The sequence below is a fragment of the Microbacterium sp. 22296 genome, assembly GCF_052045385.1.
In the GTDB taxonomy this organism is placed as follows: domain Bacteria; phylum Actinomycetota; class Actinomycetes; order Actinomycetales; family Microbacteriaceae; genus Microbacterium.
This window is the reverse complement of record NZ_JBQEOS010000013.1, coordinates 1-16,469: the sequence shown is the minus strand read 5'-3', so window position 1 is coordinate 16,469 and position 16,469 is coordinate 1. Positions and strand designations below refer to the sequence as shown.

The 16,469-nt window shown below is 70.4% G+C and carries 14 protein-coding genes; 4 read left to right on the top strand and 10 right to left on the bottom strand.

The genetic code is table 11. The annotated features are described in order from the left end of the window. Position 1: 1 nt before the first annotated feature. From ACTJJP_RS16525 to ACTJJP_RS16505, 5 genes are all read right to left on the bottom strand, one after another. A complete protein-coding gene (locus tag ACTJJP_RS16525) occupies positions 2-943 on the bottom strand; it encodes a carbohydrate ABC transporter permease (RefSeq protein WP_440776077.1) in 942 nt (313 codons plus the stop codon). A 63-nt stretch (positions 944-1,006) separates the two neighbouring features. Next, positions 1,007-2,299, bottom strand: a complete 1,293-nt coding sequence (locus tag ACTJJP_RS16520; protein WP_440776076.1) for a sugar ABC transporter substrate-binding protein — start codon at positions 2,297-2,299, stop codon at positions 1,007-1,009. 62 nt (positions 2,300-2,361) lie between these two features. Further along, on the bottom strand, positions 2,362-3,411 hold the full coding sequence (locus ACTJJP_RS16515) for a LacI family DNA-binding transcriptional regulator (RefSeq protein WP_440776075.1): 1,050 nt from the start codon (positions 3,409-3,411) through the stop codon (positions 2,362-2,364). Between the two features lie 410 nt (positions 3,412-3,821). Further along, positions 3,822-5,159 (bottom strand): uracil-xanthine permease family protein, encoded by a 1,338-nt coding sequence (locus ACTJJP_RS16510; RefSeq protein ID WP_440776074.1) that lies wholly within the window; start codon positions 5,157-5,159, stop codon positions 3,822-3,824. Positions 5,160-5,281: 122 nt separating this feature from the next. Further along, positions 5,282-6,214 (bottom strand): phosphoribosylaminoimidazolesuccinocarboxamide synthase, encoded by a 933-nt coding sequence (locus ACTJJP_RS16505; RefSeq protein ID WP_440776073.1) that lies wholly within the window; start codon positions 6,212-6,214, stop codon positions 5,282-5,284. Between the two features lie 110 nt (positions 6,215-6,324). Between ACTJJP_RS16505 and ACTJJP_RS16500 the strand changes: the two genes are divergently transcribed. From ACTJJP_RS16500 to ACTJJP_RS16490, 3 genes are all read left to right on the top strand, one after another. Next, entirely contained in the window at positions 6,325-8,091 is a 1,767-nt protein-coding gene (locus ACTJJP_RS16500; RefSeq protein WP_440776072.1) for a BCCT family transporter, read from the top strand. Positions 8,092-8,346: 255 nt separating this feature from the next. Further along, positions 8,347-8,970 carry a PadR family transcriptional regulator gene (locus ACTJJP_RS16495; protein WP_440776071.1) on the top strand — a complete coding sequence of 208 codons (624 nt, stop codon included), beginning with the start codon at positions 8,347-8,349 and terminating at the stop codon, positions 8,968-8,970. After that, on the top strand, positions 8,967-10,544 hold the full coding sequence (locus tag ACTJJP_RS16490) for a DHA2 family efflux MFS transporter permease subunit (protein WP_440776070.1): 1,578 nt from the start codon (positions 8,967-8,969) through the stop codon (positions 10,542-10,544). The genes ACTJJP_RS16495 and ACTJJP_RS16490 overlap by 4 nt, the downstream gene beginning before the upstream one ends. 210 nt (positions 10,545-10,754) lie before the next feature. Here the strand turns inward: ACTJJP_RS16490 and ACTJJP_RS16485 are convergent, their stop codons facing one another. After that, on the bottom strand, positions 10,755-11,096 hold the full coding sequence (locus tag ACTJJP_RS16485) for a hypothetical protein (RefSeq protein ID WP_440776069.1): 342 nt from the start codon (positions 11,094-11,096) through the stop codon (positions 10,755-10,757). A 250-nt stretch (positions 11,097-11,346) separates the two neighbouring features. Further along, positions 11,347-12,618 (bottom strand): phosphoribosylamine--glycine ligase, encoded by a 1,272-nt coding sequence (purD, locus tag ACTJJP_RS16480; RefSeq protein ID WP_440776068.1) that lies wholly within the window; start codon positions 12,616-12,618, stop codon positions 11,347-11,349. Positions 12,619-12,925: 307 nt separating this feature from the next. On the opposite strand from purD, the gene ACTJJP_RS16475 reads away from it, so the two are divergent. Beyond that, on the top strand, positions 12,926-13,282 hold the full coding sequence (locus tag ACTJJP_RS16475) for a sterol carrier family protein (RefSeq protein WP_440776067.1): 357 nt from the start codon (positions 12,926-12,928) through the stop codon (positions 13,280-13,282). A gap of 227 nt (positions 13,283-13,509) precedes the next feature. Here ACTJJP_RS16475 and ACTJJP_RS16470 read toward each other — a convergent pair whose 3' ends face one another. Genes ACTJJP_RS16470 through manD form a run of 3 tightly spaced genes read right to left on the bottom strand, consistent with a single transcriptional unit; the run spans position 13,510 to position 16,305 of the window. Continuing rightward, positions 13,510-14,442: a sugar kinase gene (locus tag ACTJJP_RS16470; protein ID WP_440776066.1), complete on the bottom strand. Its 933-nt coding sequence runs from the start codon at positions 14,440-14,442 to the stop codon at positions 13,510-13,512. After that, a complete protein-coding gene (locus ACTJJP_RS16465; protein ID WP_440776065.1) occupies positions 14,439-15,089 on the bottom strand; it encodes a bifunctional 4-hydroxy-2-oxoglutarate aldolase/2-dehydro-3-deoxy-phosphogluconate aldolase in 651 nt (216 codons plus the stop codon). Before ACTJJP_RS16465 ends, ACTJJP_RS16470 begins: the two co-directional genes overlap by 4 nt. Next, positions 15,079-16,305: a D-mannonate dehydratase ManD gene (gene manD, locus ACTJJP_RS16460; RefSeq protein WP_440776064.1), complete on the bottom strand. Its 1,227-nt coding sequence runs from the start codon at positions 16,303-16,305 to the stop codon at positions 15,079-15,081. The genes ACTJJP_RS16465 and manD overlap by 11 nt, the downstream gene beginning before the upstream one ends. Positions 16,306-16,469 lie beyond the last annotated feature (164 nt).

Genomic DNA, 16,469 nt, shown 5'->3' with positions numbered 1-16,469 from the left:
GTCAGTTCTTCTCTCGGGTCAACCAGCGCTGGATGAGCGCGATGATGAGCACGGCGACGAAGAACAGCAGCGAGATGGAGGCCGCGTAGCCGATCTCCTGCTGCTCGTAGCCCTTGCGCACGGCGTGGAACACGACGGTCGACGTCGAGTTGAGGGGACCGCCCTGGGTCATCACGTCGACCTGGACGAACAGGCCGAGAGCGGCGATGGTGATGGTGACGAGGACGAAGACCATCGTCGGACGAAGGCCCGGCCAGGTGACGTTGGTGAACTGGCGCCACCGGCTCGCGCCGTCCATGCGGGCGGCCTCGTAGAGCTCCTCCGGGATGGTCTGGAGCCCGGCGAGCCAGATGATCATGTGGAATCCGACGGCCTGCCAGATAGACAGCACGATGATGGCGCCGAGCGCCGTGCTGGGGTCGTTGAGCCAGTCGGCGCCCTTGAGCGCGCCGAAGGTGAGCGTGTCGATCATCGAGTTGATCAGGCCGTCGCTCTGATACATGAAGCGCCAGAGGATCGACACCACGACGATCGAAGTGACGACCGGGATGAAGAAGACGACGCGGAAGAACGTCGTGCCGCGCAGTCTCTGATTGACCAGCACCGCCAGCAGCAGGCCCAGGCCGGCCTGGACGGGGACCACGACGAGGGCGAACAGGAAGGTGTTCAACGCCGACTGCAGGAAGACCGGGTCGGCGGTGAAGGCCCGGAAGAAGTTGTCGAGACCGACGAAACGCGGCGGGTTGGGCGAGATCAGGCGGGCGTTGGTGAACGACAGCGTGAAGGCCAGCAGCACGGGGACGATCAGGAACAGCAGGAGCAGAAGCGCGGCGGGGGCCATCATCGCCAGGCCCGCCCACGTCTCGCGCCCGCGGGAGGAGCGGAAGCGGCGGAGAGATCGGCGCGGCTGCTTCGCCGCGGCGACCGGAGGAGACACGGTCATCAGGTTCTTCTTTCGCGGGGCGCGGCGGGGGCCCGAAGCGGACCCCCACCGCTGGGCGCGGCGTTACTTCGCGCCGTAGCCGTCGTTGGACTCGATGTTGGTGTCGATCTCGGTGACCGCGGCATCCAGAGCCGACTGCACGTCGGCGCCGTTCATGATGTCCTTGGCCGCCGTCTCGAACGTGGTCGAGATCACCGCGTACGCGGGGGTCTCGGGACGCAGCACGGCGTACTCCTTCGAGAACTCCGCGAACGGACGCAGGGCGCCGTCGGTGGAGTTGAAGTACTTCGACGCCTCGGTGGCCGCCTCGGTGGCGGGGATCACGAGCTGCTCGTCGGCGAACTGGGTGATGTACTTGTCGTCGAAGCTGAACTCGAGGTAATCGCGCGCGCCCTCGGGGTCGCTGCACGAGGCCGAGATGCCCCACTGCCACGAACCGCCACCGATCTTGGGGCCTTTGCCGAGGTCCGGCGGCGGGAGGATCAGCAGGTCGTCGCCCACGGCATCCACCGCGGCCAGACCGTTCCAGACGCCGGTGTAGCTGAGCGCGACCTCGCCGTCGACGAACTCCTGGTTGCCCACGGTGCCGCCGCTGTTGGCGTAGCCCTTCGTGAAGAGGCCTTGGAACCAGGTGCCCCACTTGACGGCGTCGGGGCCGTTGAGGGCGCCGTCGGCCGAGAGCATCGTGTCGCGGTCGATCAGGTCGCCGCCGAAGCTCTGCAGGAAGGGGGAGTACGCGTAGGGCCACCACTCGCCCTTGTCCTCGGCGCCGAGGTCGATGGGCGTGTCGTAGCCGGCGGCCTTGAGGGTCGCGAGAGCGGAGTCGAACTCCGCCTCCGTCCAGGGCTGCTCGATGGAGGGGATGCGGATGCCGTTGGCATCCAGCACCGACTTGCGCGCGAAGATGCCGAGGGCGGCATCCCAGTATCCGGCCGAGTAGATCTCGTCGTTGTACTTCCCGACGGCGGTGGGCAGGAGCTTGTCGGTGATGTCGCTGGAGATGTTCAGCGGCTGCAGGTAGTTCGCCCACGCCCAGTTGGGCATGATCGGACCGTCGAGATCCAGCAGGCAGGGGAGGTCGCCCGAGGCCGCCGCGGCGACGATCGCGTCGTTGTACGCGCCCTGCGGGAACGACTCGGTCTTGACCTCGTAGGTGTCCTGCGAGGCGTTGTAGTCGCTGATGATCTGCTCGTAGACCGCGAGCTCGGCGGGGTTGCCGGCGGAGTGCGTCCACATGGTGAGCACGGTGCGACCGTCTTCGGTCGTCGCGCCCCCCTGACCGGCCTGGCCGCAACCGGTCAGCGCGAGCGCTGCGACGACACCTGTCGCGGCGAGCGGGATGAAGGACTTCTTCATCGTGTTCCTTTCGAGTGGCGGCGACATCGCTGTCGCCGGAGAGGGGGCCGCGTGGTGCGGCGTCAATCCGTGGCCCGGGGATCCCGCGCGCTGCCGAGGTGCGCGGGAGGACCGACGGAAGCCCGACGAACGATCGGGCAGTCCATGAGGTGGGGGGATGCGATGTCGGCTTCGCGGAGGCCGAGGGCGACCTCCATCGCCCAGCGGCCCATGGCCGCGTGGGGGAGCGAGACGGTGGTCAACGGCGGATCGAGCTCCGACGCGACGAGCTGCTGATCGTCGTAGCCGACGACCGACAGGTCTTCGGGGATCCGGATGCCGTGACGGTGCGCCCACGTCACGACTCCGGCCGCGATGCGGTCGTTGTAGGCGAAGATGCCGGTCGGGCGCTGGGCGGGGTCGAGCGCGAACAGGTCGGCGGCGGCCTGCTGCCCGCCCGCCGCCGAGGTCGGCGAGAAGACGTGGAGAGCGGGGTCGGGCTCGATTCCGGACTCGGAGAGCACGTCGAGATAGCCCCGTAGGCGGAGTTCGGCGGCCACGGGACGGTCTTCGTCGTTGTCGATGTAGGCGATGCGGCGGTGTCCGGCATCGACGAGCTCCTGGGTGGCGACCCGACCGCCGGCGTAATCGTCGGGCACGACCGCGGGGTAGCCGCCGTCTTCGGGGCGGCAGTCGAGGAACACGGTGCCGGCGGGAAGGCCCGCGGGAGCCGGGATGACGCGGTGGTACATCGAGGCGTAGACCATGCCGTCGACGCGGTGGTTGACGAGGGTCGAGATCGCGTCGGACTCGATCTCGGGGTGTCCGTCGGTGTCGACGAGGATGACGAGTCGTCCGTTCTCGCGGGCGACCTCCTGCGCGCCGGCGAGCATGCGCCCGGCGAACGGGGTGGTGGCGATGCGGTCGGACACGAGGCCGATGGTGCCGGTGACGCGGGTGCGCAGGCTCCGTGCGATGGGGTTGGGCGAGTAGCCCACCTCGTCGGCGACCCGACGGACCCGCTCCTTGGTCTCGTCGGAGATGCGCGACTCCGCGTCGTTGAGCACGAGCGAGACGGTCGCGGGAGAGACGCCGGCCGCTTTCGCGACGTCGGTCAAACGCACTCGAGTCATCGTCCTCACCCTCCATTGGATAATCGATTTACCTTGCCGATAAAACGATTTATCAGGGACCGAGATCAGTGTGCCGTCTGGGGTGGCGCGGTGTCAAGTAACGGTGGAGTAACGGTGCGTTCCTGTTTCACGCCGGGTAACGGCCGTGTCCCGATATGCGCAGACCGCGTCCCGATTTGTGCTGCCTGGGATGCCTCCAGACCGCACAAAGTGGGACATGGTCCGAGCCGGCCGAGCCGGCCGAGCCGGCCGAGCCGGCCGAGACAGACGAGCCAGCCGAGCCGGCCGAGCCGGCCGCGCGAGGCGCGCCGCGGCCCGGAAACGCCGAACGCACACGCTCCGAAGGTGAAGGAACGTGTGCGTTCGAGCCGATCGTGTGATCTCGGCGCGGGATGCCGCTCAGCCGCGGGTCAGGCGGGGTCGCCGCCCAGCGGCCCCACGGCGGGGATGGGGCCGCCGTCGTCGGCGCCCGTCTGACGGGCGCGGGCGATGGCGTTGCCGAGATGGTAGATCACCAGGGCGGCGACCGAGCCGAGCACGATGGCGCCGAGCTGGAACTGCCCGAACTGCATCGAGAAGCCGGCGATCGCCATCACCAGCGAGACGGCACCGGTGTACTGGTTGACCGGGCGCGAGAAGTCGACGCGGTTGTCGACCCAGATCTTGATGCCGATGATGCCGATCAGGCCGTACAGGGCCGTGGTCACGCCGCCGAGCACCCCGGGCGGAATGGTGTTGAACACCGCGCCGACCTTGGGCGACAGGCTCAGCACGATCGCGGTGAGGCCGGCCACCCAGTACACCGCGGTCGAGTACACCCGGGTCGCCGCCATCACGCCGATGTTCTCGCCGTAGGTGGTGGTGCCCGAGCCGCCGAAGGTACCGGCGAGGGTCGTGGCGACACCGTCGGCGATGAGGGCGCGACCGGTCGAGCGGTTGGCGGTGGCATCCGTCATCGCCGCGACCCCGCGCACGTGACCGACGTTCTCGGCGACCAGCACGAGCACGACGGGCAGGAACATCGCGATGACCGACCAGGTCGCGGGCGTGGTGAAATCGGCGAACTGGAACGTGGGAAGGCCCACCCAGGGCGCGGCCTCGACGGCGCCGAAATCGATGAGCATCTCTCCCGAGACGGCCTGAATGATCACGGTCGCGACGTAGCCGACGATCACCCCGAGGAAGATCGAGATACGGCCGAGGAAGCCGCGGAACAGCACGCTGAACAGGATCACCGCGACGAGGGTGATCGTGCCGGGCAGGGGCTGCACCTGGAAGTTCGACCACGCGACGGGGGCGAGGTTGAAGCCGATCAGGGCGACGATCGCGCCGGCGACGACCGGCGGCATGACCTTGTCGACCCAGCCGAGACCGACGAACTGCACGACGAAGCCGATGGCGGCGAGCAGGATGCCGACGGCGACGATGCCGGCGAGGGCGGAACCCGTGCCGGCCATCGTGGTGGCCGCGGTGATCGGCGCGATGAACGCGAACGACGAGCCGAGGTAGCTGGGAAGGCGGTTGCGGGTGATGAGCAGGAACAGCAGCGTCCCCACGCCCGAGAAGAGCAGCGTCGTCGACACGGGGAAATCGGTGAGCACCGGCACCAGGAACGTCGCGCCGAACATGGCGATGACGTGCTGGAGCCCGATTGCGATCGTCGCGCCCCAGTTCAGGCGCTCACCCGGGCCGACGACGGCCCCGGGTTCGACCGTGCGGCCGTTTCCGTGCAGCTTCCAGCGGAACATGGGTCTCCTTGTGTGGGGCTCCCTTCGACGGGCTCAGGGAGCGGGGTCGGGGAGAGGGTCGATCGCGATGGCCTGTGAGAAGCGGAGCGGGGGCGGAGCCTGTCGAAGCCTCCGCGGGCGGATCAGGATGCCGTGAGCAGGCCGAGCAGCGTCGCGTAGCGCTCGCGCGTGCGCTCGACGATCTCGGCGGGGAGGGCCGGGGGCTCGCCCTGCTTGTCCCAGTTGTCGGCGAGCCAGTTGCGCACGATCTGCTTGTCGAAGCTGGCCATGCGCTCCGCGGGGGTCGTGCCGGTGCGCCACGATTCGGCATCCCAGTACCTCGACGAGTCCGATGTCAGCACCTCGTCGGCCAGCGTCAGCACGCCGTCCGCATCGAAACCGAACTCGAACTTCGTGTCGGCCAGGATCAACCCGTGCGCTTCGGCAGTCGCCGACGCGCGGCGGTAGATCTCGAGCGAGAGGTCGCGCAGCGCGGCGGCGGGGTCGGCCCCGACGATCTCGACCGAGCGCTCGAACGTGATGTTCTCGTCGTGCTCGCCCATCGGCGCCTTGAAGGCCGGGGTGTAGAGCGGCTCCGGCAGACGATCGCCGTCGCTGAGGCCCTCGGGGAGGGGGATGCCGCACACCGTGCCCTCGGCGCGGTACTCGGCCCATCCCGAGCCGGTGAGGTAGCCGCGCACGACGCACTCGATCGGCTGCATGTCGAGCGAGCGGACGAGCATCGCGCGCCCCTGCACGGCATCCGGGATCAGAGCGGCGGTGTCGTCGCCGACGAGCGCGTGGTCGGCGGCGAGGTGATTCGGGATGCCGCGGCCCCCGTCGGCGCCGGCGAGCTGGTCGAACCACCACAGGCTGAGTGTCGTCAGCAGCACGCCCTTGTCGGGGATGCCGGGGGAGAGCACGTGGTCGAAGGCGCTGACCCGGTCGCTGGCCACGACGAGGAGGTGCGCGGGGGTGGCGTCGTCGGCGGTGTCGGCGGGGACGTAGAGGTCGCGCACCTTGCCGGAGTAGACGTGGCGCCAGCCGGCGAGCTCGAGGGGGGAGGCGGAGGTCACCCGCTCATTATTGCGGGTGCGGAGGGCCGGCACCGGCGCGGATTGTGCCACACCGTTCGCTCAGGCGCCTGCCCGCCGGCCGCCGACGACCCCCTGGCTACCCTGGAACGATGACCGAGGCAGCCCCCGACACCGCGGCATCCATCGACCCCCACGCGGGGAGCCGCCACTCGACCATCCGTGGGTGGGTCTTCTGGCCGGCCGCGGGCATCGCGCTGGCGTTCATCGCTTTCGCTCTGTTCTTCCCCGCGGCGGCCGAGGCCACCTTCGACACCGTGCAGACGACCATCGTGTCGACGTTCAACTGGTACTACGTGCTGATCGCGGCGTTCTTCGTCGTGTTCGCCCTGGCGATGGGCTTCAGCCGGTTCGGCACCATCAAGCTCGGTCAGGACGACGACGAGCCGGAGTTCTCGACGATCTCGTGGTTCTCGCTGCTGTTCGCCGCCGGTATGGGCATCGGCCTGGTCTTCTACGGAGTGAGCGAGCCGCTCAGCCACTTCGTCTCGCCGCGCCCTGGTGTGACCGGCACTCCCGCCGAGCTCGCGCAGCAGGCGATGTCGCAGACCTTCCTGCACTGGGGCGTGCACGCGTGGTCGATCTACGTGGTGCTGGGTCTCGCCCTCGCCTACGCCTTCCATCGTCGCAAGCGGCCGCGCACGATCCGCTGGGCGCTGGAGCCGATCCTCGGGGCGCGTCTCGTTCAGGGCGGCTGGGGCAACGCGGTCGACGTCGCGGCCCTCGTCGGCACGCTCTTCGGGGTGGCGACCTCGCTCGGGCTCGGCGTCATCCAGATCAGCGCCGGCCTGGACTTCCTCGGGGTCGTCCCGCCCTCGATCATCAGCCAGGCCGTCATCATCGGCATCATCACCGGCTTCGTCCTCTTCTCGCTGCTGTCGGGCGTCGGCAAGGGCATGAAGTGGCTCTCGAACATCAACCTCGTGCTCGCCGGGGTGCTGATGCTCTTCCTTCTCTTCGTCGGTCCCACCGAGTTCCTCCTGCGCGACGTCGTGCAGTCGATCGGAAACTACATCCAGAGCTTCGTCGGCCTCTCGTTCACCGTCAGCGCGTACGCCGGAGACGACGGCGTGGCCTGGCAGGGTGCGTGGACGGCGTTCTACTGGGGCTGGTGGATCTCGTGGGCCCCCTTCGTCGGCATCTTCATCGCGCGCATCTCGCGCGGTCGCACCGTTCGCGAGTTCGTCGTCGGGGTGATCCTGGTGCCCACGCTGGTCGGCATCCTGTGGTTCACCGTGCTCGGTGGCACCGCGATCTACGGGGAGCTGACGGGGACGGCGTCCTATACGGGTGCGGACGGGTCGGTCGACGTGTCGACGGCGCTGTTCCAGATGCTCGAGGGTGTTCCGGGCTCCGCGGTACTGATCGTCGGCTTCCTCATCCTCATTGCGGTGTTCTTCGTGACCTCCGCCGACTCCGGGGCGCTCGTGATGAGCATGATTGCCACCGGAGGCGAGGAGGAGCCCAAGAGCTGGGTGCGCGTCTTCTTCGCGCTCGCCACCGCGGTGATCGCTTTCGCCCTCCTGATCGCGGGCGGACTCACTGCCCTGCAGACGGCGGCGATCAGCATCGCGCTGCCGTTCAGTGTGGTGCTGCTCGCGATCTGCTGGGCGACGGTCGTGGCCTTCCGCCGCGAGATGAAGGCCTACGACAAGGCCGAGCGCGCCCAGTTGCGCGACTCGATCGGCCAGCACTACGGCCTCGAGGTCGAGGAGCCCAACCAGCGCGGCATCTTCAGCCTGCCCGCGCGGTGGCGCCGTCACCGGGCGGCCACCGCTCCGGCCGAGACCCCCGCGGACGCGCCCGCCGCGGAGGAGGACTCCACCGAGGCGGTGTCCGACTCCCGCTCATCGACCTGAGCCGATTGCCCGTTCCGCGAAGACGCCGCCCCGGTCCGCCGGTGCGGCGTCTTCGTCGTGAGGCGGCGTGACACCGCGCGCAACCCCACCGGACGCGGCATCCGTCCGGCGTTGACTGTCCCCGACATGCCGCGCTGTGCGCACCCCGCCGACGTGTACGGGACACCCGACGTTCATCCGAGGGGTTCGTGGTCGCGGCGAAACGGGCGTATAGTCCATGTGGACTAGTCGACACGGACCATGAAGGGGGGACGGATGCCGGAGACCAGCCGCCTCACCCCCGTGGGAGTGATGATCCTCGCGACGCTGCGCGAGGGCGACATGCACCCGTACGAGATGGTGCGCCTGCTCAAAGAGAGGCGCGACGACCGTCTCGTCCCTCTCCAGAAGGGCACGATCTACCACACGGTCGCCCGCCTCGAACGGGACGGCCTGCTCGCCGAGGTGGGCGTCGACCGCGAAGGCAACAGGCCCGAGCGCACGACCTACACACTCTTGGATGCCGGTCGCCATGCGGTGGAGGAGTGGGTGCGCGCCGAGTTGCCCCAGATCGAACGGGCGAACGACTTCCGGGTGGCCCTGTCGGAAGCGCACAACCTCGACCGCGACGAGGTCATCGCTCTGCTCGACCGGCGCCGCGAGCTGCTCCTGGCCTCCGTGGAGGAGCACCGCACCGGCCTGTCCGCCTCGGCCGTCGCCGAGACCCCCGAGCAATTCCTCGTCGAGCTGCAGCGGCAGTCCGCCCTGCTCGACGCCGAACTCGCGTGGCAGGACTGCCTGCGTGCGCGCCTCGCCGATCGTTCCCTTCCGTGGGGCATCGCCGAAATCCCTGAACACATCAAGAAGAAGCGTCACGTCTCGAAGGAGACCACCCCATGACCGACTCCCGCGCCGCCTCCGCGGCATCCGCCCCCACCGGGTCGACCCGCACAGGGTCCACCCGCACCACCGAACGCAGCCCCTGGCCCGCCCTCTGGGCACTGGTCATCGGGTTCTTCATGATCCTGGTCGACACCACGATCGTGTCGGTGGCGAACCCCGCGATCAAAGCGGCCCTCGACCCGAACACGGGCAACCTCGACAACGTCGTGTGGGTCACCAGCGCGTACCTGCTGACCTACGCCGTTCCGCTGCTCATCACCGGACGCCTCGGTGATCGCTTCGGCCCGAAGAACATCTACCTCACCGGTCTGGCCCTCTTCACGATCGCTTCCCTCGCGTGCGGTCTCGCGCCCTCGCTCGAGGTGCTCATCGCGGCGCGTGCGGTTCAGGGCCTGGGAGCGGCGATGATGACGCCGCAGACGATGGCCGTCATCACGCGCACCTTCCCGCCGCAGAACCGCGGGGCGGCCATGGGCCTGTGGGGCGCGACGGCGGGTGTCGCGACCCTCGTCGGCCCGCTCGCCGGTGGTCTGCTCGTCGACGGCCTCGGGTGGGAGTGGATCTTCTTCATCAACATCCCCGTCGGCATCATCGGTTTCATCGCCGCCGTCATCCTCGTGCCGCAGCTGCCGCGAACCGCGCACAAGTTCGACATCGTCGGCGTCGTGCTGAGCGCCATCGGCTTGTTCCTCATCGTGTTCGGTCTGCAGGAGGGCGAGCACTACTCGTGGGCCGCGTGGATCTGGGCGATGGTCGCGGCGGGCGTCGCCGTGATGGCCCTCTTCATCTGGACGCAGGCGCGCAGCAAGGGCGAACCGCTCGTGCCGCTCGACCTGTTCCGCGACCGCAACTTCTCGATCGCGAACCTCGCCATCGCCGCCGTCGGCTTCACGGTGACGAGCATGGCGCTGCCGCAGATGTTCTACCTGCAGCTGGCCCGCGGTCTCACCCCGACCGAGTCAGCGTTGCTGCTCGTGCCGCTGGCCATCCTCTCGGGAGTGCTCGCCCCCTTCGCCGGCAAGCTGCTCGACCGCACCGACCCGCGCTACCTGCTGGTCCCCGGTCTGCTGCTCGTGGGCGGTTCGCTCGGCATCTACGTCGCGCTCATCCTGAACGACGCGCCGATCTGGATGTTCCTCATCCCCTCCGTCCTCATGGGCATCGGAAACGCCGGCATGTGGGGCCCGCTCGCGACCACCGCCACACGCAATCTGCCGCCGCGCCTGGCGGGTGCCGGCGCCGGCATCTACAACACCACCCGCACCGTCGGTTCGGTGATCGGCTCGGCATCCATCGCCGCGTTCATGCAGGCTCGTCTCGAGGCGAACCTGCCGGGAGCGGGGGACGCCGGGGCGACCTTCGGGTCCGGAACCCTGCCGCCGCAGATCGTGGGCGGGTTCTCCCAGGCGATGGGTCAGTCGCTCGTGCTGCCGATCATCGTGATCGGGGTGGGCCTGGTCGCCGTGCTGTTCATGAAGCGCCCCTCGGTGATCCGCCCGCACGGAGCTCCGCGCGACGCGGCACCCGCGCAGCAGACCGCGCAGGCCGCGCCGGCCACCGCCGGCGAGTAGCGCCTCGGCCCGAACGCCGCCGTCTCCGTCTGGGACGGCGGCGTTCGTCGTTCGCGCGCGGTGCTCGCGCTCTCGCGCCGGACGGGGCCACGGCGGTGATGAGCGGAGGAGACGGGGGCGGGGGAGGAGGGATGCCGTGCCGTCGGTCCTCCGCCCGCGGCATCTCCTCCGCCGGGCACGGTTCAGCGTCGACGCCGTCGCCGCTCGAGGCTACGGCGTGATGGCGTCGACGAAGGTCCGAGCCTCCTCGATGAACCTCTCCCACCGCGCGGGCCCGGCTTCGAGCGGCACTTCCGCCCACTCGCGCAGCGGGCGTCCGCGCATGACCATCGGCCCCGCGTCACCGGACGCCACCAGTTCGCCGACGCGCTTCTCCGGCAGTTTCACCACGAGCGAGCCGTTGTGCACGACGAAGGCGTAGACCCTGCCGCGCACGCGGAGGCCTTCGGCGCCGAACATCCGCCCGATGTCGATGCCGGGAAGCAGGCAGTGCTCCTCCGCGACCGGGTCGAAGATCTCGCGGCCGCGCGCCATGGCATCCCTGTCGACCATGGCCCACACGCTAGCGGGGGACGGATGCCCTGGCCAGAAGCCGGACGAGAGGGGCCCGCCCCGCCCCGCCCCGTGCGGGAGGGTGCGGGACGGGTGGTGATCTCGGGGCGGGAGGACGGATGCCGCTGCGTCGGTCCTGCGGTGCGCGGATCTCCTCAGCCCCCGAGGGGCCGCGCGTGCCGGGGATGCGCGACCTCGCGGCGCGCGAACGCAGTCCGGTCGCCGCGCGTAGCGCGAAACCGCCTGTCGGTCAGCCCTCGGCGACCTTCGCGGCGATGTCGGTGCGGAACTGCCCGCCCTCGAGGCCGATGCGTTCGAGGCCGGCGTAGGCCGCCGTGCGTGCCTCGGCGAACGTGGTGCCGGTGGCGACGACGCTGAGGACGCGTCCGCCCGTGGCGACGAGCTCGCCGTCACGAAGCGCCGTCGCCGCGTGGGCGACGTGCACGCCGTCTGCCTCTTCGGCCCGGTCGATGCCCGTGAGCACCCGGCCGGTGAGGGGCGCCTCGGGATAGCCCTCGCTCGCGAGCACGACGGTCACGGCCGTGGCGTCGGCGAACGCCGGACGGGGCTCGTCCTCGAGGGTGCCGGATGCCGCGGCCAGCAGCAGGCGCGACAGCGGGTCGACGAGGCGGGGGAGCACGACCTGTGTCTCGGGGTCGCCGAAGCGGGCGTTGAACTCGATGACCTTGACGCCCTGCTCGGTGAGGATGAGCCCGGCGTAGAGCAGTCCGATGAACGGGGTGCCCTCGGCATCCATCTGCCGGATCACCGGTTCGGCGATCTCGCGGGTGACGAGCTCGACGAACTCGTCCTCTCCGCCGAAACGCTCCGTCAGCCAGGGCAGCGGCGAGTACGCGCCCATGCCGCCGGTGTTGGGGCCCTCGTCGCCGTCGCGCAGGCGTTTGAAGTCCTGGGCGGGGCTGAGCGGGGCGACATGGTCGCCGTCGCTGAGAAAGAACAGCGAGACCTCGGGGCCCGAGAGGAACTCCTCGATCAGCACGGCGCCGGTGGGCAGATAGGACTCGGCGTGGGCGAGCGCCGCGGCGCGGTCGGAGGTCACGATGACGCCTTTGCCCGCGGCCAGGCCGTCGGCCTTCACCACGTACGGGGCGCCGTACGCGTCGAGCGCCGCTTCGACGGATGCCAGGTCGCCGGCGCGCGCCGAGCGGCCGGTGGGGACGCCCGCGGCATCCATGATGCGCTTCGCGTAGGTCTTGGAGCCCTCGAGCTGGGCCGCGGCCTTGCCCGGGCCGAAAACGGGGATGCCGTGCGCGCGCAGCGGATCGGCGACACCGGCGACGAGAGGCGCCTCGGGCCCGACGACGACGAGATCGACGGCCTCGGTCTTGGCGAACGCGAGCACAGCGGCGGGGTCGAGCGGATCGAGGTCGACCAGGTGAGCCTCGCGGGCGATGCCGGCGTTGCCCGGGGCGGCGAAGATCGCGTGCGAGGCCTCCTCCGAGCGCAGAGCGAGGATGATGGCGTGCTCGCGCGCGCCCGAACCGAGGACCAGGATTCTCACCCGCTCAGCCTATCGAGCGCGGGGTCTGGGCTTCGGTGCGGACCGAACGCAGGAAGTCACATCGCGTTGCGGATCGTCGTGCACCTCCGGCGGGGTAGCAAGTGCGGAACTCCTGCGTCGTGTCCCGGCGTCGCGTCGCGGGCCGGCCCGCCGTGCGCGGCGACGGTGCTCCAGCCTGCCCGCGCGCAACTCCGGAGATCCGCGCCGGAAGCGGCCCGGCGTGAGCGGATCAGGGACGGCCGGTCGCGGATGTCCGGAGTTGCGCACCGGACCCGTCGGGCGGGAGCCCGCGGGTAGCGTGGATGCCATGCCTCCCCGCCGCATAGAGACCGGAGACGGCCGCGCCGCCCTCGCCGCCGTCGCCGCCGGAGACGCCCCGCGCACGGCGACCGCCACGGCGGTGCGTTACCTGCTGCAGCTGCTCGTGGAGAAGGCGCCGGGCAACTCCGTCGAGATGCGCGTGCCGCCGTTCGGCGCCGTGCAGGTGATCGAGGGCCCCCGCCACACGCGCGGGACGCCGCCGAACGTCGTCGAGACCGACGCAGCCACGTGGATCGCCGTCGCGACGGGTCAGGAGCACTGGGCGGATGCCGTGACCGCGGGCCGCATCGTCGCCTCCGGCGTGCGCGCCGACATCAGCGCGCTGCTTCCGCTGCGGCCGTAGGCGCACCGGACCCTCGCCCGCCTGTCGGACACCCGACGGGCTCGCGCACGCGCGGCCCCGCGCCCGCTCGCGGGCGCCCTACCGGCTCGCGGGTGCCTGATCGGCTGGACGAACCCGCACCGATCGCCGAGACCGCAGTGGATCCCCGAGACCGCACCGGATCGTGACCGATCGGATGCGGTCTCGGCGAACGGATGCGTCCTCGGCGCAGGTGCGACGCGGCCTGCTCAGCGCCGGACCGGATCGCCTCCGCCGGCCAGGAACCGTTCGAGGTCGCGGCGAGTCGGGGCCGCCTCCCAGTCGCCGGGAACGAGGCACGCCATCGCACCGCAGGCGTTGGCGCGCACGAGGGTGTCGGCGACGTCGAGTCCCTCGAGGTGGGCGCTGAGGAAGCCGGCGACGAACGCATCTCCGGCGCCGACGGTGTCGAGGGGGTCGATGACGAAGCCGAGCGCCTCGGTGACGCCGTCGGCGGTGAAGACCGCCGCACCCTCCGGCCCTCGTTTGACGACGACCTGCTCGACGCCGTCGTCGAGGAGCGACTCCGCGGCATCCGTCGAGAGCAGGGCGAACTCCTCGATGCCGCCGAACACGAGGGTGGACCGTTCCGCGACCTCGCGCAGGAGGGGACCGGCGACGTCCGGGGCGGCGAGGGCCGAGCGGTAGTTGACGTCGAAGGAGACGGGAACGCCGGCGGCGCGGGCCCGATCGACGGCCGCGAGCACCGTCTCGTGCGCCGTGGCCGACAGTAGCGGCGTGATGCCCGTGATGTGAAGCAGGTCGGCATCCTCGATCCAGCCCGCGGGGATGTCGGCGGGCGCGATGCGCGAGCCGGCCGAACCGCCGCGGTAGTAGTGGACGGCCGTGGATGCCGCGGACGGTCGCTCCTTGATCATGAGACCCGTCGGCGCGTCGGGGTCGACGATCGCGTGCACGTCGAGGCCCTCTCCCCGCAGCTCCCGGGCGATGCGCTCGCCGAGGGGATCGTCGCCCACGCGTCCGAGCCACCCGGTGTCGACGCCCAGACGCCGCAGCCCGACGGCGACGTTGCTCTCCGCCCCGCCGATGCCGAGCGCGAGGCCGGCGGCATGGCGGAGCGACCCGATCTCGGTCGTGCGGGCCAGAGCCATCGTCTCGCCGAGCGTGACGACGCGGGTCATGGGCGCCGCCCCGCGAGCGTTTCCGATCCCGCGCAGACCGCGACGAACCGCTCAGCCCGCTCGCGCAACGCGCCCAGGTCGCCTCCGCGGAACGCGTCGCCGAGCAACGGCCCTCCGACGCTGACCGCCACGGCGCCCGCGGCGAGCCACGCGGCCGCGCCGTCGGCATCCACCCCTCCGGAGGGGACGACGGCGATGTCGGGGAACGGCCCGCGCAGGTCTTTCAGGTAGCCGGGACCGACCTGGCCGGCCGGGAACACCTTGACCGCCGAGGCGCCCGCCGACCACGAGGCGAACAGCTCGGTGGGCGTCAGCCCGCCCGGGATGATGGGGATGCCGGCATCCACCGCCCGCGCCACGAGAGCGGGAGAGGTGATCGGCGTCACGACGTAGTCGGCGCCGACGGCGATCGCGCGCTCGAGCTGGTCGAGGTTCGTGACCGTGCCGATGCCGAGGTCGCCGTCGAACGACGAGCGCAGCTCCGCGAAGGCCTCGAAGGTGCCGGGCGTCGTGAGGGTCAGCTCGACGCTCTGCACGCCCGCCTCGGCGAGGGTGGCGAGAACGGGGGCGTAGTCCGACGCCGCACGAGCCCGGGCGACGACGACGAGCTTCGACGAAACGGTGCGCGAGGGCAGCTCACCAGTCATGGACGGTCCCGTCGAGAAGGCGGTTCACCGGCAGGTAGGCCTTCGTGTACTCGAACGCGCCCGCGGCCTCCTCGTCGAGCTCCACGCCGAGACCGGGCTGGTCGCCGGGGTGCAGGAAGCCCTTGTCGAAGGTGAAGGAGGTCTGGAACACCTCGAGCGTCTGCTCGTTGTGCGGCATGTATTCCTGGATGCCGAAGTTGTGGATCGCGAGGTCGAGGTGCAGGGCCGCGGCCATGCCGACGGGCGAGATGTCGGTGGGGCCGTGGATGCCGGAGCGGATGCCGTAGATCGCGGCGAAGTCGAGCAGCTTCTTCATCGCGGTGATGCCGCCGGTGTGGGTGACGGCGGAGCGCACGTAATCGATCAGGCGCTCCGTGATGAGCGTCTGGTAGTCGTACACGGTGTTGAACACCTCGCCGATCGCGAGCGGGGTCGTCGAGTGCTGGCGGATGAGGCGCAGCGCCGTCTGGTCCTCGCCGGGGGTGGCGTCTTCGAGCCAGAACAGGTCGTACGGCTCGATGTCCTTCGCGAAGCGCGCGGCCTCGATCGGCGACATGCGGTGGTGGCCGTCGTGGAGGATGCGCAGGTCGGTGCCGAACTCCTCGCGGATCTTCGAGAAGACCCCAGGCATGTGGTTGAGGTATTGGCGGGTGTCCCAGGTCTCCTCCGAGGGACGGTCGCCCGAGCGCTTCGCGGGTTCGTAGTCGTAGCGCACACCCGGGCCGGCGGCCGAGACGCCGTAGATCTGGCCGAGGCCGGGCACGCCGGTCTGCACGCGCACGGCGGTGAAGCCGAGCTCGCGGTAGCCCGTGATGGCGTTGGCCAGCGCCTCGAAATCAGTGCCCGAGGCGTGGGCGTAGACCCTCACGCCGTCTCGGCTCGCGCCTCCGAGCAGCTGGTACAGCGGCATCCCGGCCTTCTTGGCCTTGATGTCCCACAGTGCCATGTCGACCGCGGCGATCGCGGCCATGGTCACCGGTCCGCGGCGCCAGTACGCCCCGCGGTAGAGGTACTGCCAGGTGTCTTCGATGCGGTCCTCGTCGCGGCCGATCAGCATCGAGGCGAGATGGTCGGAGAGGTACGACGCCACCGACAGCTCGCGGCCGTTGAGGGTGGCATCCCCCCATCCGACGACGCCGTCGCTCGTGGTGACCTTGAGGGTGACGAAGTTGCGTCCGGGGCTGGTGACGATGACGTCGACGGAGGCGATACTCATGGGGGTCTTCCTGGTCGAGAGGTGAAGGGGACGACGAGCGGGCTCGTCGCCCGGAGGGGGCGGTGTCCGAGACGGGGATCCTCCGCCGCAGGGGAGGGATGCCGGGCGGGCCCGCCGTCACGGGCCCACCCGGACGAGGGCGCGCGGCCCCCCGGGTGACGGGG